This window comes from uncultured Tateyamaria sp. (assembly GCF_947503465.1).
Classification (GTDB): domain Bacteria; phylum Pseudomonadota; class Alphaproteobacteria; order Rhodobacterales; family Rhodobacteraceae; genus Tateyamaria.
Window position 1 is genome coordinate 756,191 of the sequence record NZ_CANNDN010000001.1, and the last position, 19,941, is coordinate 776,131.

The following is a 19,941-nucleotide window of genomic DNA, read 5'->3' on the forward strand; positions in this document are numbered from 1 at the left end:
CCTGTTACGCCTGAAGTTCGGCATCCCAGTAAAGGAAGTCCATCCAACTGTCGTGCAAATGGTTGGGCGGGAACTTGCGGCCCATGTTCCGCAACTCTTCCGCGCCGGGTTGTCGCGGCGGTTTGCGCAAGGCCATGCCCGTCCGATGCAACGGCTTCGACCCCTTGCGCAGATTACAGGGGCTGCAGGCCGCAACGACATTCTGCCAGCTTGTGACACCGCCGGATGCACGCGGCACGACGTGGTCAAAGGTCAGATCGCCCTTGGCCCCGCAGTACTGGCAGCGGAATTCGTCCCTCAGAAACAAATTAAAGCGCGTAAAGGCCACGCGCTTTTGAGGTTTCACATAGTCTTTGAGGACAACGACCGATGGTATTCGGATCTCGGTACTCGGCGACCGGACGACCTCGTCATACTCGGCAACAATATCCACCCGGTCCAGCCACGCCGCCTTGACCGCCTCCTGCCAGGGCCAAAGTGACAGCGGATAATAGCTGAGCGGCCTGTAATCCGCATTCAGCACCAACGCCGGGTGCTGTTTCAGCGCAGAGGGGCTGCGCGTGAATTCTGTCCTGAAATCGCCATCCATCTGTGACTCCGTCCTCGCCCTGTCTGCCCGTTGTTGGCACCAGAGCGGGGAACCCGCCCCAGCTTTATACGGTGACTATATCTTGTGGAAAGCGTCTGACAAGTGCGCAACTTACCACGAGATGTCGCAGGTCGGATAGGGCAGGATCGTGACATCCGCATGACGGTTATCCACAGGGTCGCTGTTCAATCGCAATGGCCTGCATCCACGGGCCGGTCAGTCAGTTCGACAAGCGGTCGAGCACGGGCGGCAACAAGTGACAGGTCAGCGGCGCGACGGCTTGTCACCGCCCGGCGCGACAGGCGATAGACCAGTTCTGCCAGACACGCCTCGCTCAGGTCCGATGCACGGTTCAGATTGACGAAATGCACATCCATCATCTGTCCGGCACGGACATTCCATTGAAAGGATTTGAACCGCAGGGTCGGTGACGCGTCATGCAGGTGCGACGCAAACAGCCTGTACAGCGGGCTTGTCGCAAGCCATTCGGTGTCGGACCACCCATCCAGCCCAACAACCCAGACATCCGCATCCGTGAGCGTGGCCACGTCTCGGGTGCGGTCGATCAGTCCGGCATCGGAATCCATATCAAGGATCAGCTTGCCGAAGGCCCCAGGCATGCGAACCGACCGCAACACGATGGATCGGTCCAGTTCGGTATCCACCGCCGCTGATGTCGTTTTCAATTCGTCGATGTTCAAGGCAATGGCAGGTGCCGTCCACGTCAAACTCAGCACCGCCGCCGCCAGGGCCAGGCCCCCAGCCAGCGCCGTTTTCATCCCGCGTCCCCCTGTTGCGCACGTTTGTTTTCACAACAGTTCGCCATAGAAAACGCGAAGGCGCAAAGAAAATGTGCCGTCGGGCAGCCACGTCAAGGCAAGACGCGAAAAAATCAGGCCAGATAAGCAATATTGTTCAGATCACAGACCCAATTTGTCCCGCATGAAGGCCAGCGCCACGCTCAACCCGTCAGGCGCGATTCCATGGGCCGTCCCTTTCATCACATGGGCATAGACGTCTTTCCAGCCCGCCCCCTGCAAGGCTTCTGCGGCCTGCGGCAAGGATTGCGGCGGCACGACGTCGTCCTGATCCCCGTGGATCAGCAGAATGGGCGGCCGGCTGACCACCTCATCCGAGAGGACCTCGGGGTTCAGCAACCGGCCGGAAAACGCAACGATGCCCGCCACGGGGTCTTCGCGTCGCGGCGCGACATGCAATGACATCATCGTGCCCTGCGAGAACCCGAACAGGACAACCTGTTCCGGCAACACATCCTCGTCCACCATGAGTGCATCCAGAAACGCGTTCAGATCCTCGGACGCCGCGTTCAAACCGCGCTCGGCCTCTTCCTCGGACGATCCGTCAATCCACGGGATCGGAAACCACTGATACGCATTGGGCATCATGTCGATGGCTTCGGGCGCATCGGGGGCCACAAATAGCGTGTCTGGCAAATGCTCGGCCAGCGGCTCAGCGAGGCCAAGCAAGTCCGCGCCATTGGCGCCGTAGCCGTGCAGGAACACCACGATAGACCGCAGCTCACCCGATTGCGGCTCAACCCGCCCTGCTTGCAATACCCGTGTCATGTGATCCCCTCTCGGCCCTTTGCCACGCGGTAGTAGGTGAAGAACAGCCGTGCGGCAACCGCGCGCCACGGCGACCAGTCCCCCGCCATCTGGCGTAGCGCGTTTTCCTTTGGCCGGTCCGGCAGGTCAAAGATCATCCGGGCGGCCTCCTGTAAGGCCAGGTCACCCGGCGCGAACACATCCGCCCGCCCAAGTGCGAACATGGCATAGATTTCGGCTGTCCAGACACCGATGCCCTTGACCGCGGTCAGCGTTGTGATGACGTCGGCATCGGGCGCGCGACGCAATGCGTCATAGTCAATGCCGGCCTCCGCAAGCGCGCACGCGTAAAGGATCTTTTGTCGGCTCAGCCCCGCGGCACGCAACCCGTCCTCTTCCGCCCTGGTCACGGCGGTGGGCGTGATCAGGCCGCCCTCCTCTAGCCTGGCCCAGATGGCATTGGCCGACGCGACGCTGACTTGCTGACCGATAATCGCATTCAAAAGGGCGGCAAACCCGTCCGGGCGGCGGCGCAGTGGCAAGGGTCCGGCCACCTCCAGCGCGCGGGCCAGGGCAGGATCACGCTGTGCCAGCCATGCAGCACCTTCCGCCACATCCGCATCCGTTTCGATGAGACGCCCGGTCACAGTGATCCCAACCAGTCCAGCAAAGCACCGGCATCCGGCACATGTATCTCGAACCCCGTCTCAGGCGGCGAGATCAATACAACCGGCAAACCAAGCGTTCGGGCCGCCGCGAGTTTGGGAAATCCCCGGACGCCCCCCATGTTTCGCGCCAACAGCGCGTCAATCTCCAGGTTCTGAAACAGGGTGATTTCGCTTTCAACGTCAAACGGGCCATCGCCAAAGACAAATGTGCATCCCACGGGTGGCACATCGTCGTGGTGATGCAACTGGCGCAGGTACACGGGGCCATCATGATGCGCGAGCACTTCGGCGCTGTCGCGGCCCGACGCGGCAAAGACCCGCGCGCCCGAAGGCAGGGCGGCGACCGCCTGCGCCAGATCCTCAACTTCGGTCCATCGGTCCTGCGGGGCTGGCGTCCACGCGGGTCGTCCCACCCGAACGCGTGGCACGTCTGCGGCAAAGGCCAACGCAAGACCTCGCAACGTGTCGTCAAAGGGATGGGTCGTGTCCACAAGCAGGCCCGCCCCATCCAGGCCTGCCCGCAACGTGGTCGCCATGGGCAGGACCGCAGACATAGGCCCGCGCGACCAATAGACCGACACGTCATGCCCTGCGGATTTCAGAGCATGCCCCACATCATCGGTAAGGGCAGATCCACCCAGAACAAGAACCCGTGTCATGCGGCTACCCTACCCCCGTGCCCCGCATGCGCAACCACCTGTGCTCAATCGCACGCTTGCCGGGGATCATATCCGGGGATAGTCAGCACATATGACCCAAGTCGATGATACCCGCGCAAAACGCAACGTGGCCGTGCTGGTGGCGGCCCAGGCCTTTCTGGGCAGCCAGATCACCATGATGTTTGTGGTGGCAGGCCTGGCAGGACAACAGCTTAGCCCGATTGCCTGCCTTGCCACCTTACCCATCTCGCTGATCGTATTCGGGTCGATGACCACGGCGCCGTGGCTGTCCACGATCATGCAACGCTTTGGGCGCAAGACCGGATTCATTCTGGGCGCGCTTGGCGGTTTGGCCGGGGCCGCAATCGGGGTCTGGGCGCTGAGCATCGGCAGCTTCTGGCTGTTCCTTGTGGGCAGTTTTCTGACCGGCATCTACATGTCCGCGCAAGGGTTTTACCGCTTTGCCGCTGCCGACACGGCGTCCGATGCGTTCCGTCCCAAGGCGATATCCTACGTCATGGCAGGTGGGTTGTTGTCGGCCATCATCGGGCCACAGGTCGTCGGCTATGTCACGGCCGGCGCGGCAGACGCGACTGTTGCACGCTATATCCCGATTTACTGGGTCGCCATGGGGTTCAACCTGCTGGGCATGGCGCTGTTCCTGCTTCTCGACATCCCCAAGCCGCCCGCCCCTTCGGCAACCGATGGTCCGGGCCGCACCCGCAGCGAACTGTTGCGCGATCCGCGCATTGCAGTGGCCGTCATCTGTGCAGCGGTGTCCTACGCGCTGATGAACCTCGTGATGACCTCGACGCCGCTGGCGGTGGTCGGATGCGGCTATACGGAACCGGATGCCGCCGATGTGGTCACCGTGCACGTGCTGGCCATGTTCGCGCCATCCTTCTTTACCGGACACCTGATTGCCCGCTTCGGGGTAGAGCGGATCATGGGCCTTGGCCTCGCGATCCTGGGTGGCGCGGGTATTGTGGCGCTGCAGGGCGTCGATATTGCCAACTTCTACTGGGCCCTGTTCCTGCTGGGCCTCGGCTGGAACTTTGGGTTCATCGGCGCCACCACCATGCTGGCAGGCGCACACAGCCCTCAGGAAAGAGGCCGCATGCAGGGCATGAACGACCTGATCGTGTTCGGCTGTGTGACGGTGGCGTCGCTGGCATCTGGCGGGTTGATGAACTGTGCAGGCGGCGATCCGGTCGAAGGCTGGGCGGCGGTGAACATCGCCATGGTGCCGTTCCTGGTGCTGGCGGGTGGATCGCTGATCTGGCTGGTGATGCGGCAGCGGGCATTGCCGGCCTTGCGCGGGTAAGGATCCGCCTTACAACAGCAACCGCCCCGACACGGCAGACACCCCCAACCGCCAGGACGTCAACGCATTTGGCATCCGATCTTCGGCCACCATGGCCGGATCATGGATCACCTGAGCCAGCACCTTCCGCGCACCAATTGCAGGCCACAACGCAGGTCGCACCGTCGCGGGCACACGAGGCATGGTCAGGCGTAACATGATGCGCCTCGCCAGGTCACCAACCCCAGCCTGTGTGCCGTCCAGCAACGGGATGCGCCCTGCCCGTTCCAACTCGGGGACCGCCCGCAGAAACGCAACCAGCCCTGCGACGTGCGCGACAGACCGCACAGCCGCCTCCTGATCCGCGGGCGCACCCAAGACCTGGGCCGCACTCCACATCAGGTGGCCCGCCGTTTGGTCCAGATAGCAGTCAAAATGCACCGCATCCTCAAAGGCGTCGCGATAGATATCCCACCGCCGCGCGGCAATGGCACCGTCCAGCAGACGCGCCTGTTCGGCGCCAATCGCGCGCGCCAGCGGGGTCGTCACCTCATGCTTGCGGACGTCCGCGCCGGTCGCGATCTCTTCCAATGCATCCCGCCACCATTGCAGACGCATCTCTGCAATCATCGCTTCCTGCGTGACCCAGGGTGCACGCGCCACCTCGATATTGAAGGCATATAGCGGAAACAGCCTGGCGCGCGCCGCAACCGGGGCTGCCATCACGGTGCGGAACCGATCGGCGTCGCCCTGCTCGACAATACGCGCGCAGGCGACAACGTCTTCGGGCAGGGTCATGCCGGGGCCACGATCAGCAAGGCATAGGCGATCTCGCCCCGTGCGGCGCGCCACCGGTCAATTTCGGTCTGGTTTTCAGCAACAGCCGCCAACAGCAGCGGGTCCGTCGCGGTCGCGCTCAAGTGATCGTTCCGCACCTGCATCGGGGCATAATATGCCTCCCATGGTGCACCGACCAGCATGCGATGACCCAGCACACGATATCCCGCGGCCGTCACGCGTGCCGCGATCCCCGCCAGATCAGTGATGCCGGGATACTCTTCCCAGAACGCCGCCGCCGCAGGAGAAAAAGGCGCCAATGCAACAGGTTCGGAAAAGGCCACATGCCCGCCCGGCGTCAACGCGTCGCGCCACAGAGTCAACCCCTCGGTCACGCCAAGAAAGTAAAGGGCGCCAGCACACCAGATCAGATCATAGCGTCCGCCAGGTTCGGCCATGCTGCCCACCCGGACCCGAACCCGGTCGCCATAGACGGCCACCCGATCCTGCGCCTGACGCACAAAAGGCTCGGCCGTGTCCACCGCCCGAATGCGCGCCTGCGGCAGAGCGTTGGCCAGCGCAACCGTATCATCGCCCGGCCCACAGCCCGCATCGAACACGTCCACCGCCCCCGAAAGGCCCAGATGATCTACGACCCAGCGCACGTCCTCCGGCGCGCCGGGCCCCTGACGGGGCAGCCCATCCCGGGCCTGCAAGAACGCCTGCCATGCCTCTGGCGTCATGCCACGCCATCCTGCACCAGCTTCCACCGGATCGCATCCAGCAAAGCCGAAAATGACGCATCGACAATGTTGGCACTCACCCCGACGGTGGACCAACGCCGCCCCTGACCGTCCTCACTGTCGATGATGACACGGGTCACGGCCTCGGTCCCGCCTTGGGTAATACGCACCTTGAAATCGACGAGGCGGATATCCTCGACATAGCGCTGATACCGCCCCAAATCCTTGGCCAACGCCTTGAACAGCGCGTTCACAGGCCCCCGGTCTGTCCCAAGCTCATCCATGCTCTCGGACACGGACAGCATCTTCTGCCCGTCCACCTTCACCACCACCACAGCCTCGGACAGCGATACCATACGGTTCCGCTTGTTCTTGCGCCGCTCGATGGTCACACGGTAGCGCTTGACCTCAAAGAACTCGGGCAGCAGCCCCAACTCATCCCGCGCCAGCAGCTCGAACGACGCTTGCGCGGTGTCATAGGAATAGCCCTCTGCCTCCCGCGCCTTGATCCGCTCCAGAATACGGGACAGGGCCGGGTCCTTCGCAGGGACGTCCAGGCCCATCTCCGCCAGCCGCTTGCGCAGGTTCGACTGCCCCGCCTGGTTGGACATCGGAATGACACGCGCATTCCCGACGCTGGCGGGATCGATATGCTCGTAGGTCGTCGGGTCCTTCAGGATCGCCGACGCATGCAGCCCCGCCTTGTGCGCAAAGGCAGACGCCCCCACAAAGGCCGCCTGCTTCTGCGGCACCCGGTTCAATATGTCGTCCAACATGCGCGAGGTGCGCGTCAGCCCCTCCAGCGCCTCCAGCGTCACACCTGTCTCGAACCGGCTGGCATAGGGCTCCTTCAACAGCAGGATCGGGATCAGCGCGGTCAGGTTCGCATTCCCGCACCGCTCACCCAGCCCATTGAGCGTGCCTTGGATCTGCCGCGCCCCTGCATCGACGGCCGCCAAGGACCCTGCCACCGCATTCTCGGTATCGTTGTGCGTATGAATGCCCAGCCGCCCACCATCGATGCCCGACGCGATTACCGCCTTGGTGATGGCGTGAATATCGTGCGGCAGCGTCCCGCCATTGGTGTCACACAGTGCAATCCACCGCGCGCCGGCATCATGGGCCGCGTGAATGGCCTCAAGCGCGTAGTCGGGATTGCTCTTGTAGCCGTCAAAGAAGTGTTCGGCGTCAAAGATCGCCTCGCGCCCGGCGTCCACCAGATGGGCAAAGCTCTGCGCGATATTGGCCGTGTTTTCGGCCAGCGAAATGCCAAGGGCCTTGTCCACGTGAAAATCATGGGTCTTGCCCACTAGAGACACGGCAGAGGTACCCGCATTCAGCACAGCCGCCAGCACATCGTCATTCTCGGCACTGATCCCCGCCCGCTTGGTCATGCCAAAGGCGGTAAAGGTCGCGCGGGTCTTGGGCTGATCCTCGAAAAAGGCACTGTCGGTCGGGTTCGCCCCGGGCCAGCCCCCTTCGATATAGTCGATGCCGAGGGTGTCGAGGGCTTGCGCAATCCGGTGCTTTTCGGGGGTCGAGAATTGCACCCCTTGGGTTTGCTGGCCGTCGCGCAGGGTCGTGTCGAAAAGGAAGAGCCGTTCTTTAGACATCAAGCGCCTCCAGCTTTGACGCATCAAACGCAGTGCCGGGCACCAACTCCACCCCAGCCTTGCTCATCCGCACTTCAACACCTGCCTCCACAAGCGCCGCCTTCATCGCATCCACCGGGCCAAAATCCTTGCTCTGCATCGCTGCAACCCGCAATACAGCCAAGCGTTGCGCCAAAGCGTCCAACGCCGAACCCGCCGGCGTTTCCGAAGCATCAAGGTTAATGCCCATTAAAGTTAACGCTGACGCCAGTCCCGCCGCATCGCCTTCAGACGCAAGCTTGTGCATGTGCGTAATCGCGAGCGGCGTGTTCAGATCATCCGACAGTGCCTCCAGCACCAGAGGTGGCAGCGCACCAGGCGCCACACCATCCACCAAACCGGCCCATTTCCGCAACGTCGCTTCCGCCTCAGCCCGCTTCTTTTCCGTCCAGTCCATCGGCTTGCGATAATGCGTGCTCAACATGACAAACCGGATCACCTCGCCAGGCACACCCTCATCCAACAGATCTCGCACGGTGAAAAAGTTGCCCAAGGACTTGGACATCTTCTTTCCCTCGACCTGCAACATCTCGTTGTGCATCCAGACGCGTGCAAACCCGTGACCCGCGCATGTCGACTGCGCAATCTCGTTCTCATGATGCGGAAAGGTCAAATCATTGCCCCCACCGTGAATATCAAACGTATCGCCCAACAATTCATAGGCCATGGCCGAGCATTCGATGTGCCACCCGGGCCGTCCACGGCCCCACGGACTGTCCCAGCCCGGCAATTCATCATCCGATGGCTTCCAAAGCACAAAATCCATCGGGTCCTCTTTATAGGGCGCCACCTCAACCCGCGCGCCCGCGATCATGTCGTCCACCGACCGGCCTGACAGCGCGCCATAAGCCTCGTAGGCACGCACGCGAAACAGGACATGCCCGTCCTTGGCATAGGCAAAGCCCTTGGCCATCAGGTCCTCAATCATCGCCACCATCTGAGCGATGTACTGTGTAGCACGCGGCTCGTGATCCGGGCGCAGGGCTCCCAGAGCATCCATGTCGGCGTGATACCAAGCGATGGTCTCGTCTGTGCGCTCCTGCACCAAGGACTCAAGCGACCCTGCAGCACCCGCCTGCTTCCGCGCCAGTGCCGTCGCGTTGATCTTGTCATCCACATCCGTGAAATTGCGCACATATGTAACGTGATCCGCGCCATGGACATGGCGCAGCAGCCGGTTCAGCACGTCAAAGACCAGCACAGGCCGCGCATTGCCCAGATGGGCCCGGTCGTAAACAGTCGGCCCGCACAGGTACATGCGCACGTTTGTCGAATCAAGCGGCTCGAACGCCTCTTTCCGGCGCGTCGCAGTGTTGTAAAGCTGGATGGTCATGGCATGCCTCGTGCACAGGTTGGCGCGGGCCTAGCAATTCTGAACTGTCAAGGAAACAAAGAACCGGCCCGCTGTGAAATCAGCAGGAAATGCAGCAGATGATGCAGACGGTTCCGGTCATGACGTGTCAGTAGCGCGCAGCGGCAACAGCGGTCAACCCTTGTCTGACAAACTTCCAATCGCCACACTCCCGGCATGACACTCGAAAACGCAAACCGCATCTGCGCCGCCCTGCCCGGCGCATGGTATCACAGTGCCGCCGATGGCGGGCTTGAGGCGTGGAAGGTCGGCGACAAGATGTTCGCCTGCTACGGCCACGCGCTGGACGGCATCTCGGTCAAGACGGAAGACCCTGAAAGCGCACAGTTCCTGATCGAGATCGGGGCCGCCACCAAAGCTAAGTACTTCCACCGCTCCTGGGTCCGTATCCCCTTCGACCACCCCGGCGCAGAGGCATTGGCCGACCGCATCCACACCTCCTATGGGCTGATCCGCAAATCCCTGCCCAAGAAAGCGCAGGCCGCACTCGCCGCATGGCAGGACGACACCTGACACCGTTCTCCATGACACGGGCCTTCATTGTTCCAGAAATATGCCGGGGTCTGGGGCAGCGCCCCGGTCCAGGTGTTGACTTCGCCCCACGGCTCTGGCCCCTTCGCGCCAACAGCCACCAAGGACCGCGCCCATGAACCTCTCGCACCGTATGAAAACGCTCACTGGCGGCGGCTCTGACGGCTGGGACGTGTTCATCAAGGCGCGCAAGATGATCGCCTCAGGCACACCCGTGACCGAACTCACCATCGGCGAACACGATATCCGCACCGCCGCACCGGTCCTGCAAGACATGCACAAAAGCGCGATGGGCGGGCACACTGGATACGCCATGGTCCCCGGTACGGATCGCCTGCGCGACACCGTGGCCAAACGCACGACAGACCGGACCGGCGTGCCCACGACCCGCGACAATGTGCTGATCACACCCGGCGGGCAATCGGCGCTCTTTGCAGCCCATGCGGCGGTGTGTGATCCCGGCGACACGGCGCTCTACATTGATCCCTACTATGCCACCTATCCCGGCACGATCCGTGGCGTGTCGGCCATTCCCAAAGCGATCCAGACACGGGCAGAAGACGCATTCCAGCCGCGTGCCACCGACATCGCCGCCCACGCGGCAGATGCCAAAAGCGTGCTTGTCAACACTCCCAACAACCCCACCGGCACCGTCTACTCCGAAGCCACGCTGAACGGCATCGCGCAGGTCTGCCAGGATCATGACCTCTGGCTGATCTCGGACGAAGTCTATGACACCCAGGTCTGGGAAGGCGACCACATCTCACCGCGCAGCCTGCCCGGGATGGCCGACCGCACTCTCGTGATCGGGTCCATGTCCAAAAGCCACGCGATGACGGGCTCTCGTTGCGGATGGGTGATCGGACCGGAGGCAGTGATCGCGCATCTCATCACCTTTGCGACCCACACCACCTACGGCGTGCCCGGCTTCATCCAGGATGCCTCGGTCTTTGCGCTTGACCAAGGCCCGGAGTTCGAAGCCGACATCGCCGCCCCCTTCCAGCGCCGCCGCGCCATCGCGCACAGGGTACTTGCCGGTCAGAATACCGTCGGACTGATCCCCGCGCAGGGTGCGATGTATCTGATGCTGGATATCCGCGCCACGGGCCTCAGCGGCGACGATTTTGCAAACGCGCTGCTCGACCAGCACCATATTGCCGTGATGCCCGGCGAAAGCTTTGGACAGGCTGCCGCCGGACATATCCGTGTCGCGATGACCATCGAAGACTCAGCCTTCGAACAGGCATTGCGCACGCTCATGGCGTTTGCCGAGGCGTGCGCAACAGCGACCTAGAAGCGGATCGAGCCGCGCACGGTCAGGGTGGTGGCGTCCGCCTCGACCCCGGTGCCACCGATATCGTCGAAGCTGTGCTCCAGCAATTCGGCACCCACGGTGTAGCGCTCGTTGACCTGATAGGCGACGCCGATACCATAGAATTCGCCCGTTTCGGACCCGATCGACGTGTCAACGTCTGCGACGCCTGCGGTGAAGTAACCCAGCGTACGACCAAAATCATACCCGGCCTGCAATTTCAGGCGGGCCACACTGTCGACATCCGCGGCCCCGTTCAGGTCGATGTCGGAAAAATCATAATCCAGTTCGCCGCCCAGCACGAAGGTTCCGAAATCGTAACGGTACCCCACGTGGACCCCGTACAGAATGTCATCGCCATCCGCGGCGCCCGATCCGTTGATGTCGCCATAACCCAGCTGCACCCCGGCATAGCCCGAGGTCCAGTCGCCGCCAAAGCTGGCGACAGGGGCCGGTGGGGGTGGTGCTGCGGGCGCGGCAGGTTCAGGGACCGGTTGCTGCAACCCTCCCGCCAGGGCCGGACCGGCAAGGCCGAGGGCCAGGCCCATCGCAAGAATGCGCGTTGTCATATGTCTGCTCCTTTTGTCTTGGCAAAGCGCGTGCGTGCGCCTTCCCTTAGACAACTGGCAATCCCCGCCCGCAGTTCCAGCCCCTGTCGGACAGCATGCCGGTCCTGCGCAGTGAACCGCCCAAATGCGCGAATGACGCCAGCAAGGGCCCGCCCGCGTCCTGTCGCAAACAGACAAGACAGGCGACAATTTGCACACCAACGTATGCAAACAAGCGGAACAACGGTCAAAGGGAGGGACCGGCAAATGCAGGGGACCTTCAGCAAGATCGCCTTGGTGGCGCGGACCATCGGCGCCGAACGGGGCCGGGCCGCGCGCGGGCGACCCATGGGGCCCTAGCCCGACGTCACCACATCACCCCTTCTGTTCTGCGGACACAAACATGAACGATCAATCCCCCTCTCGCTCCGGCGGCCGTGCAGCCCGCCGCGCGGCGCGCGCAGCTGCATTGCCTGACCACCTGCGCCCGGTGCGCCCCGGCCTGACCGGCGGCCGCTACACCCCCCTGACCGAGGACGAGGTACTGCGCATTCACCACGCAGCCCTCGACGCCCTTGAAACCATTGGACTGGCAGACGCACCGGACAGTGGTGTCGCCTACCTCACCGGAGCCGGCGCCATTCAGGGCGATGATGGGCGCATACGCTTTCCCCGCGCACTTGTCGAAGACACACTTGCACGTGCGAACCGTGCGATCACGTTGCACAGTAGGGATGGCAAAACTGATCTGGAACTGTCTGGCGCACGCGTACACTATGGCACGGCAGGTGCCGCCGTACATCTGGTCGACGCAACCGGACGCGAGTACCGCGAAAGCACGGTTCAGGATCTACACGACGCAGCACGCATTTGCGACGTTCTGGACAATATCCACTTCTGCCAACGCCCCATGGTATGCCGCGACATCCCCGATACGTCAGAAAGCGAATATAACGCCGTCTATGCCTGTACTGCCGGCACAACCAAACATGTGGGCATCAGCTTTTCCGAACCGCAATGCGTGCCCCCCGCGATCGAGATGCTGCACATGATCGCAGGCAGCGAAGAGGCGTGGCGTGCCCGGCCCTTCGTATCGAACTCCAACTGCTTTGTCGTGCCGCCGATGAAATTCGCAACGGAAAGCTGCCAGGTGATGGAGGCCTGCATCAAGGCCGGAATGCCGGTGCTTCTGCTCTCGGCGGGCATGAGCGGGGCAACGGCCCCCTCGACCATTGCGGGCGCCATCGTCCAGGCAGTGGCGGAGTGTCTGGCGGGCCTCGTCTATGTCAATGCGGTCAAACCCGGTGCCCCGGCGATCTTCGGCACCTGGCCCTTCGGCCTCGATCTGCGCACAGGGGCCATGTCCATCGGATCGGGCGAACAGGCGCTGCTGACGGCCGGATGCGGACAAATGCACCGCTTTTATGATCTGCCGGGCGGGGCCGCCGCCGGGGCATCAGACAGCAAACTGCCCGACATGCAGGCCGGCTGGGAACAGATGTGCTCGAACGTGGTGGCGGGACTGGCGGGGGTCAACATGGTTTACGAGGCCGCTGGCATGCACGCATCGCTCTTGGGGTTCTGTCACGAAAGCCTGATCATGGGCGACGACATCATCGGGCAGGCCCTGCGCTGCACCCGCGGGATCGAGGTGACGGACGAAACCCTCGCCCTCGACCAGATGGCGCAGGTCTGCATGGGCGGGCCGGGCCATTATCTGGGCACGGAACAGACCCTGTCTCGGATGCAATCGGATTGCGTCTATCCGAATATGGGAGACCGGACCTCTCCAAAGGAATGGGCCGAACTGGACAAGCCGGACCTCGTGTCCAAGGCGACAGCACGCAAGGACCAGATCCTTGCAGCCCGTCCCGCAGCGGCGTTCGACCCTGACCTCGACGCAGCCATCCGTGATCGGTTCAACATATATCTGCCACCCTACTGATCCCGCAGGGTTTCTTCCGACCAGAAATACGACGGGGTGAGGCCGCAAGGCCGAGGGGCAGCGCCCCTGAACCAAATAAATCGTGTCGCGCGCATGCGCGTCATTTCGCAAAAAATGGGGTCCGGCCCCTGGGGGGAGACCGGACCCCACACCCCCACCCTTCTGCCGCGCGGACGTTACAACGCGCGGCAAAAGTCGGGTGTTCGGCTTAGCCGTCTGTCGGTGGCATCAGGCCCGCTTCCTGGGCTGCGGCCACCTCGTTTGCATCCAGTGCGCCATCGGCGTTCAGGTCCATTGCGGTGAACGTGTCCGATGTGACATCGGGAAAGCTCGCCTGCACCTCGTCAATGGTCAGCACGCCGTCTCCGTTTGTATCCAGGTCCGCCGCGCCCTGTCCCATGGCAAGGGCCGGGATGGCCATTGCGGCGACGAACGTCAGAGAAGCAATCTTTGTCATAGGTAATCTCCCACTTGGGTTTGATTGAAGAGGGGCCGTCCCCGGCACCCTCATGAAGAAAGAGCGTGAAAGGGCGGCGCGCATCCCGGCGGGGTAGGCGTAGCGCCCGACCGCGCAACCGCCTGCCGATACGCCATGCCAAGATGGGCGGCGGGTTGCCCAAAAAGGGGGCATGCCCGCAATCGGCGAAAACCCCCGGGCTGTTCAATCGCTGCGGGAAGGCCCAGCTTGTAAGACATGTCACAGCACCCCACCCCGCGCCGCCTCGTGCTCCTGATCCCGATCCTCAGCCGTCGTGCGCGCAGACTGGCCCGCACGCGGGCCGAAGCAGAGGATCTCGTGCAAGACACATTGCTGAGCCTGTGCCAGCGCCTTCGCGACGGGACCGAGATCGAGGACCTGCCCGCCTATGCCATGCGCACACTCTCGAACCGCGCGCGCCGCGGATGGCGCATGCAGGCCATGGACGAATTGGAAGAAGGTCACGCACTCACGGAACCTGACGCCCTTTTGCGGCTCGACTGTGCTGACACCTTGGCCGCTATCGAAAAGCTGCCCAAGGCGCAGCGCCAGTTGATGGACCTTGTGGTGGCGGGTGAAACGTCACCCCGGTCACTTGCCAATGCGACGGGGCTGCCCTTGGGCACGGTCATGTCGCGGCTGGCGCGCGCCCGTGCCAAACTGCGGATCGCGCTGTCCGAAGACGCCTGACGCCCGGGTGGTCACGCGGGTGCTTTTGGGCAGCAAACAGTACGCGCACCGGCTCAAAGAAGAAACGGGAGGCACAAGGCCCCCCGTGAGTTTCGCCGTACAGGCTCAATATGTTAACCGCCCGGTACTTTTCTGCCTGCGGCCTGCACGTCGTCAGGGGCGAGCGCACCCGCCCCGTGTAAAGGTGGGGGGACAAAGTACCGCCCCACCCCATCGCATTGAGAAATCAAGGATTTCCCAGTCTTCGCGACAAGGTCAGCGCACCGTCCTTGCCTTTGTCTTCGTCGGGAGCCAGGCCGGTCCCGCCAACCCGGCTCCCTCGCGCCCCTTCCCCGGGGTGCGTAACTCTTAACTACAGCCGGATGTCCCGCCGCAGGTGTTGCACTTCATGCAGGTGCCATTACGCACCAGCGTGTAGTTGCCGCATTCGCCGCACGCCTCGCCTTCGTAGCCCTGCATCTTGGCCTTGGTGCGCGCGTCCAGCGTCGTAGTCGCGGCCGTCACAGTGGTGGTCGACACCTGCGCCGCGCCATTGACGGCCACCTCGGGCACCAAGGTGTGCAACGCCACTTCCGCGTCCACTGCCGCTTCGGCCATACCGCCCTGCAGAACCACAAGGTCTTGCGGCAGACGTTTGCGCAGATAGCCAGTCGAGCTGATTTGTTTCAGCACTTCCAAGGACTTCGACGCCGCACTCTCGGACAGTTCAGAGACGTTGGACACGCCCTCTGCCTCGCCCTGACCCAACGTGTCGAATGTGGCCCCTTCGGGTTTCACATGCGCCAGATCGGTGCGGTCCAGATAGGACACCGCCAATTCGCGGAACACGTAATCAAGGATCGACGTCGCGTTCTTGATGCTGTCATTGCCCTGCACCATGCCTGCCGGTTCGAACTTGGTGAACGTGAACGCATCCACGAATTCCTCAAGCGGCACACCGTATTGCAAACCCACGGACACGGCGATGGCAAAGTTGTTCATCATCGCCCGGAAGCCGGCACCTTCCTTGTGCATGTCGATGAAAATTTCACCCAGATTGCCGTCTTCGTACTCGCCCGTGCGCAGGTAGACCTTGTGGCCCCCGACGATCGCTTTCTGGGTGTAGCCCTTGCGGCGCTGAGGCATCTTTTCGCGGTGAGATTTCACAATCTCCTTCACGATGATCTTCTCGACGATCTTTTCGGCCAGAACTGCGGCTTTCTCGGCGGGTGCACCGCTTTCCAGCACCTCTTGCGCGTCCTCATCATCCTCGACCAAAGCCGCTGCCAGAGGCTGCGAAAGCTTGGAGCCGTCGCGGTACAGCGCGTTGGCCTTCACCCCCAGCGACCAGCTCAGTTCGTAGGCGCGTTGGCAGTCTTCGATCGTTGCATCATTGGGCATGTTGATCGTTTTCGAAATCGCGCCCGAGATGAAGGACTGCGCCGCCGCCATCATAGTGATGTGGCTGTCAACGCTCAGGAAACGCTTGCCTTTCTTGCCGCACGGGTTCGCACAGTCAAAGATGTGGTAGTGCTCTTCCTTCAGATGCGGCGCGCCTTCCAGCGTCATCGTTCCGCAGACGTGATCGTTGGCGGCGTCGATATCGGCTTTGGCAAAGCCCAAGTGCTTCAGAAGGTCAAAGGTTGGATCGTTCAGCTTGGCTGCCGGGATGCCCAATACGCCAGTGCAGAACTCTTCACCCAGCGTCCACTGGTTGAAGACAAAGCGGATGTCAAAGGCGCTTTCCAACGCCGCGTCCACCTTGGCCAGTTCATTGGCGCCAAAGCCGTGGCCCGCCAGCGTCGTGTGGTTGATCGCCGGAGCATTGCCGATAGAGCCGTGGCCCACCGCATAGCTGACGATTTCCTCGATCTGGGCCGAACCGTAGCCAAGGTTTTCGAGCGCCGCAGGCACCGAGCGGTTGATGATCTTGAAGTAACCGCCACCGGCCAGCTTCTTGAACTTCACCAGCGCAAAATCCGGCTCGATCCCCGTGGTGTCACAGTCCATGACCAGGCCGATGGTGCCGGTCGGCGCGATCACGGTGGATTGCGCGTTGCGGTAGCCATTCTTCTCGCCCAGTTTCAGTGCTTCGTCCCATGTGGACATGGCGACATCGATCAGGCGCGGATCGGGACAGTTGGCGTGGTCCAATGCAACGGGTTTTACCGCCAGCTTTTCGTAGCCTTCGGTTGCACCATAAGCCGCGTTCCGGTGGTTGCGCATGACGCGCAGCATGTGATCGGCGTTTTTCTTGTAGCCCGGGAACGGACCCAGTTCGCCCGCCATTTCGGCCGACGTGGCGTAGGACACGCCGGTCATGATCGCGGTCAGCGCACCACAGAGCGCGCGGCCCTCGTCACTGTCATAGCCGTGGCCCATGTTCATCAGCAGGCCGCCGATATTGGCATAGCCCAGACCCAGCGTGCGGAAGTCATAAGACCGCTGCGCGATTTCCTTGGACGGGAACTGTGCCATCATCACGCTGATTTCCAGCGTCACGGTCCACAGACGGGACGCGTGCATATACTCTTCGACCTGGAACTGGCCGTCCTTGAGGAAGGTCAATAGGTTCATCGACGCCAGGTTACAGGCCGTGTCATCAAGGAACATGTATTCCGAACACGGGTTCGAGCCGCGGATCTGGCCGTCTTCGGGGCATGTGTGCCAGTCGTTGACGGTGTCGTGGTACTGGATGCCCGGATCGGCGCACGCCCACGCGGCGTGACCTACCTGCTCCCACAGCTCGCGCGCTTTGACGACTTTGGTGATAGAGCCGTCGACGCGGCTGATCAGTTCCCAATCGGCATCCTTTTCGACAGCGGTCAGGAAAGCGTTGGTGACGCGGATCGAGTTGTTGGAATTCTGGCCCGAGACAGAGTTGTACGCCTCAGAGTCCCAATCGGTGTCGTATGTCGGGAACTCGATGCTGGTGTGGCCCTGCCGGGCGTAATCCAGCACGCGCTTGATGTAGGTTTCAGGGATGGCAACCCGCTTGGCCGCTTTCACCGCGTCCTTCAACGTGTTGTTTTTCTTGGGGTCGTAGGCGTCCTCTTCGGCGCCATCCCATGTGCCGATAGCCTCAAAAATACCGTTCAGCTTTTCTTCGTGCATCTTGGAACCGGCGACGATGGACGCCACTTTCTGCTCTTCGATGACCTTCCAGTTGATGAAGTCCTGGATATCCGGGTGATCGGCATCGACGATGACCATCTTGGCCGCGCGCCGCGTTGTGCCGCCGGACTTGATCGCGCCCGCCGCACGGTCACCGATTTTCAGGAAACCCATAAGGCCCGACGACTTGCCGCCGCCCGACAGCTTCTCGCCCTCGCCCCGAAGGCTGGAGAAGTTTGTGCCTGTGCCGGAGCCGTATTTGAACAAGCGCGCTTCGCGGACCCACAGGTCCATGATGCCGCCCTCGTTGACCAGATCGTCTTCGACCGACTGGATAAAGCAGGCGTGCGGCTGTGGGTGTTCGTAGGATGACTTGGATTTGGTCAACTTGCCGGTCTTGTAATCGACATAGTGATGGCCTTGTGCCGGACCGTCGATGCCATACGCCCAATGCAGGCCCGTATTGAACCATTGCGGGCTGTTCGGGGCGGCACGTTGGGTCGCCAGCATGTGCCGCATCTCGTCATAATACGCGCAGGCGTCTTCCTCGGTCGAGAAGTAGCCGCCTTTCCAGCCCCAGTATGCCCATGCGCCCGCCAGCCGATCAAAAACCTGCTTCGAAGACGTTTCGCCACCCATCTCTGCGCCGTCCGCCGCTTCGGAACGCCACAGAAACTCAGGGACGTCCTTCTCTTCCACCTTACGCAGTTTCGACGGCACACCTGCCTTGCGGAAATATTTTTGCGCGATCACGTCGCTCGCCACCTGGCTCCAGCTGCCCGGCACTTCTACCTCGTCCAGGCGGAACACGATGGTTCCGTCAGGATTGCGGATTTCGGACACCGTCGTCACGAAATCGAGATCCGCGTAAGCGTCCTGACCGGCTTTGGTGAACTGTCTTTCAATCTTCATCGCGCTGCCTCATTCCCAGCTGGTGTTCCGAAAGGTGCGCCTGACGTTGCAGGGCCCCGCATGTGGTGCCGGCACGACAGCAAAAGACACCCGTTCGAGCCCGTAGATGAGCCCGCAATAGACCAAGAAATGGCGGTTGTTTTTGTCCCTCGTGCCCGGCGCCTCACCCCTAGTGTTGACCACTAAATGTTGTGGTGAAGCACCCGGCCCGCACAAGGTGGCGTATCACCGGGGTTCACGTCAACGACATTTTAAAGGTTTTTTGACATCTTTTTCCTTGACCGGCGCCATCACATTTGCAGCGGCATGGGATGTGCGATTCACTTCGTTAACGCGGCATCGGTCGGGCAGGATTTCATCCCAAAGGCATGTCCGAAAAACCTGAAACAAACAGGCTACTTAATCGCAGATGTGGATGCTTAACGTGAAATTATCCACAGTAAGAACCCGGCGACGCAGAAAGGTTTTGCCGCGCTGCGGAAAATGTGGTGATGTCGACACATCCCGGAAAAGAGGCACAAGAATGCGACCCATCATAGCTTGTTTTGCGGTCGCGCTCAGCGCCTGCGCACCACAATATGTAGAGACCGTGGTGACGGATGAACAAGATTTGCCCGTGCGTCGCGCAACCTTTGCCGCGAATCCCGAGCCGCTGGACAGCGCGTTCCGATCATCCTGCGATGCGCCGGGCGATGAACTTCGGAATATCTCGCGGTCAATCGTGCAATGCCGCATCTTGCCACCGCCGGATGTCGCGGCGTTCCTGCTACTGCAATATGATGGCGCGCTCGAGGCGCCAACGCTTGTGGTCCAGAAAGAGACAGAGAAGGCAGATCAACAATTTGTTGTCGAACTGTCCTACTTTGCAGAGGTGATCCAGAAGTCGGGCAATCCGCGCCGCATCTATATCAAGCAAAAAGCGCTGGATCAGCTGATGGACCAGCTGCTGATCGCAACCGGTGGTACAGCCGACATTTCGTGAACTGGTCGGAGCGAGAGGATTCGAACCTCCGACCCCCTGTACCCAAAACAGGTGCGCTACCAGGCTGCGCCACGCTCCGACCGTGGCGCTGTCTTAGACGGGGTCCGCGCGATTGAAAAGCC

The 19,941-nt window shown here is 62.0% G+C and carries 18 protein-coding genes and 1 tRNA gene; 6 read left to right on the plus strand and 13 right to left on the minus strand.

The features are described 5' to 3' along the window. Window positions 1–4 precede the first annotated feature (4 nt). From Q0844_RS03885 to Q0844_RS03905, 5 genes are all read right to left on the minus strand, one after another. On the minus strand, window positions 5–589 hold the full coding sequence (locus Q0844_RS03885) for an HNH endonuclease (RefSeq protein ID WP_299042283.1): 585 nt from the start codon (window positions 587–589) through the stop codon (window positions 5–7). A 185-nt stretch (window positions 590–774) separates the two neighbouring features. Next, window positions 775–1,368 (minus strand): hypothetical protein, encoded by a 594-nt coding sequence (locus tag Q0844_RS03890; protein ID WP_299042284.1) that lies wholly within the window; start codon window positions 1,366–1,368, stop codon window positions 775–777. A 141-nt stretch (window positions 1,369–1,509) separates the two neighbouring features. Next, entirely contained in the window at window positions 1,510–2,175 is a 666-nt protein-coding gene (locus Q0844_RS03895; protein ID WP_299042286.1) for an alpha/beta fold hydrolase, read from the minus strand. Next, window positions 2,172–2,801, minus strand: a complete 630-nt coding sequence (locus Q0844_RS03900; RefSeq protein WP_299042289.1) for a DNA-3-methyladenine glycosylase 2 family protein — start codon at window positions 2,799–2,801, stop codon at window positions 2,172–2,174. The genes Q0844_RS03895 and Q0844_RS03900 overlap by 4 nt, the downstream gene beginning before the upstream one ends. After that, a complete protein-coding gene (locus tag Q0844_RS03905; protein WP_299042292.1) occupies window positions 2,798–3,481 on the minus strand; it encodes a precorrin-6A/cobalt-precorrin-6A reductase in 684 nt (227 codons plus the stop codon). The genes Q0844_RS03900 and Q0844_RS03905 overlap by 4 nt, the downstream gene beginning before the upstream one ends. A gap of 91 nt (window positions 3,482–3,572) precedes the next feature. On the opposite strand from Q0844_RS03905, the gene Q0844_RS03910 reads away from it, so the two are divergent. Further along, window positions 3,573–4,805, plus strand: a complete 1,233-nt coding sequence (locus Q0844_RS03910; RefSeq protein ID WP_299042294.1) for an MFS transporter — start codon at window positions 3,573–3,575, stop codon at window positions 4,803–4,805. 9 nt (window positions 4,806–4,814) lie between these two features. Here Q0844_RS03910 and Q0844_RS03915 read toward each other — a convergent pair whose 3' ends face one another. From Q0844_RS03915 to cysS, 4 genes are read right to left on the minus strand one after another with little or no spacing between them, the layout of a single operon-like run. Beyond that, a complete protein-coding gene (locus Q0844_RS03915) occupies window positions 4,815–5,582 on the minus strand; it encodes a squalene/phytoene synthase family protein (protein ID WP_299042296.1) in 768 nt (255 codons plus the stop codon). Beyond that, window positions 5,579–6,304 (minus strand): class I SAM-dependent methyltransferase, encoded by a 726-nt coding sequence (locus Q0844_RS03920; protein ID WP_299042298.1) that lies wholly within the window; start codon window positions 6,302–6,304, stop codon window positions 5,579–5,581. Before Q0844_RS03920 ends, Q0844_RS03915 begins: the two co-directional genes overlap by 4 nt. After that, a complete protein-coding gene (cimA, locus tag Q0844_RS03925) occupies window positions 6,301–7,917 on the minus strand; it encodes a citramalate synthase (RefSeq protein ID WP_299042301.1) in 1,617 nt (538 codons plus the stop codon). Before cimA ends, Q0844_RS03920 begins: the two co-directional genes overlap by 4 nt. Next, the gene (gene cysS, locus Q0844_RS03930; RefSeq protein ID WP_299042304.1) at window positions 7,910–9,289 is read right to left on the minus strand and encodes a cysteine--tRNA ligase; all 1,380 of its coding nucleotides are present in this window, start codon (window positions 9,287–9,289) and stop codon (window positions 7,910–7,912) included. The genes cimA and cysS overlap by 8 nt, the downstream gene beginning before the upstream one ends. Before the next feature lie 195 nt (window positions 9,290–9,484). Here cysS and Q0844_RS03935 point away from each other — a divergent pair, with 195 nt between their 5' ends. Both Q0844_RS03935 and Q0844_RS03940 read left to right on the plus strand, forming a co-directional pair. Then, window positions 9,485–9,841: an MmcQ/YjbR family DNA-binding protein gene (locus Q0844_RS03935; protein WP_299042306.1), complete on the plus strand. Its 357-nt coding sequence runs from the start codon at window positions 9,485–9,487 to the stop codon at window positions 9,839–9,841. A gap of 133 nt (window positions 9,842–9,974) precedes the next feature. Continuing rightward, on the plus strand, window positions 9,975–11,153 hold the full coding sequence (locus tag Q0844_RS03940; RefSeq protein WP_299042308.1) for a pyridoxal phosphate-dependent aminotransferase: 1,179 nt from the start codon (window positions 9,975–9,977) through the stop codon (window positions 11,151–11,153). Here Q0844_RS03940 and Q0844_RS03945 read toward each other — a convergent pair. Then, window positions 11,150–11,740 (minus strand): porin, encoded by a 591-nt coding sequence (locus tag Q0844_RS03945; RefSeq protein ID WP_299042314.1) that lies wholly within the window; start codon window positions 11,738–11,740, stop codon window positions 11,150–11,152. The genes Q0844_RS03940 and Q0844_RS03945 overlap by 4 nt on opposite strands. A gap of 382 nt (window positions 11,741–12,122) precedes the next feature. Between Q0844_RS03945 and Q0844_RS03950 the strand changes: the two genes are divergently transcribed. After that, complete coding sequence (locus Q0844_RS03950; RefSeq protein WP_299042316.1) at window positions 12,123–13,664, plus strand: trimethylamine methyltransferase family protein; 1,542 nt, start codon at window positions 12,123–12,125, stop codon at window positions 13,662–13,664. Window positions 13,665–13,872: 208 nt separating this feature from the next. On the opposite strand, the gene Q0844_RS03955 is transcribed toward Q0844_RS03950, so the two are convergent. Continuing rightward, the gene (locus tag Q0844_RS03955) at window positions 13,873–14,121 is read right to left on the minus strand and encodes a hypothetical protein (RefSeq protein ID WP_299042318.1); all 249 of its coding nucleotides are present in this window, start codon (window positions 14,119–14,121) and stop codon (window positions 13,873–13,875) included. Between the two features lie 237 nt (window positions 14,122–14,358). On the opposite strand from Q0844_RS03955, the gene Q0844_RS03960 reads away from it, so the two are divergent. Further along, window positions 14,359–14,832: a sigma-70 family RNA polymerase sigma factor gene (locus Q0844_RS03960; RefSeq protein ID WP_299042321.1), complete on the plus strand. Its 474-nt coding sequence runs from the start codon at window positions 14,359–14,361 to the stop codon at window positions 14,830–14,832. A gap of 348 nt (window positions 14,833–15,180) precedes the next feature. Here the strand turns inward: Q0844_RS03960 and Q0844_RS03965 are convergent, their stop codons facing one another. Then, window positions 15,181–18,837, minus strand: a complete 3,657-nt coding sequence (locus Q0844_RS03965; RefSeq protein WP_299042322.1) for a vitamin B12-dependent ribonucleotide reductase — start codon at window positions 18,835–18,837, stop codon at window positions 15,181–15,183. A 523-nt stretch (window positions 18,838–19,360) separates the two neighbouring features. On the opposite strand from Q0844_RS03965, the gene Q0844_RS03970 reads away from it, so the two are divergent. Continuing rightward, window positions 19,361–19,819, plus strand: coding sequence for a hypothetical protein (locus Q0844_RS03970; protein ID WP_299042324.1), 459 nt, complete (start codon window positions 19,361–19,363; stop codon window positions 19,817–19,819). Between the two features lie 2 nt (window positions 19,820–19,821). On the opposite strand, the gene Q0844_RS03975 is transcribed toward Q0844_RS03970, so the two are convergent. After that, window positions 19,822–19,898 (minus strand) — tRNA-Pro (locus Q0844_RS03975). Window positions 19,899–19,941 lie beyond the last annotated feature (43 nt).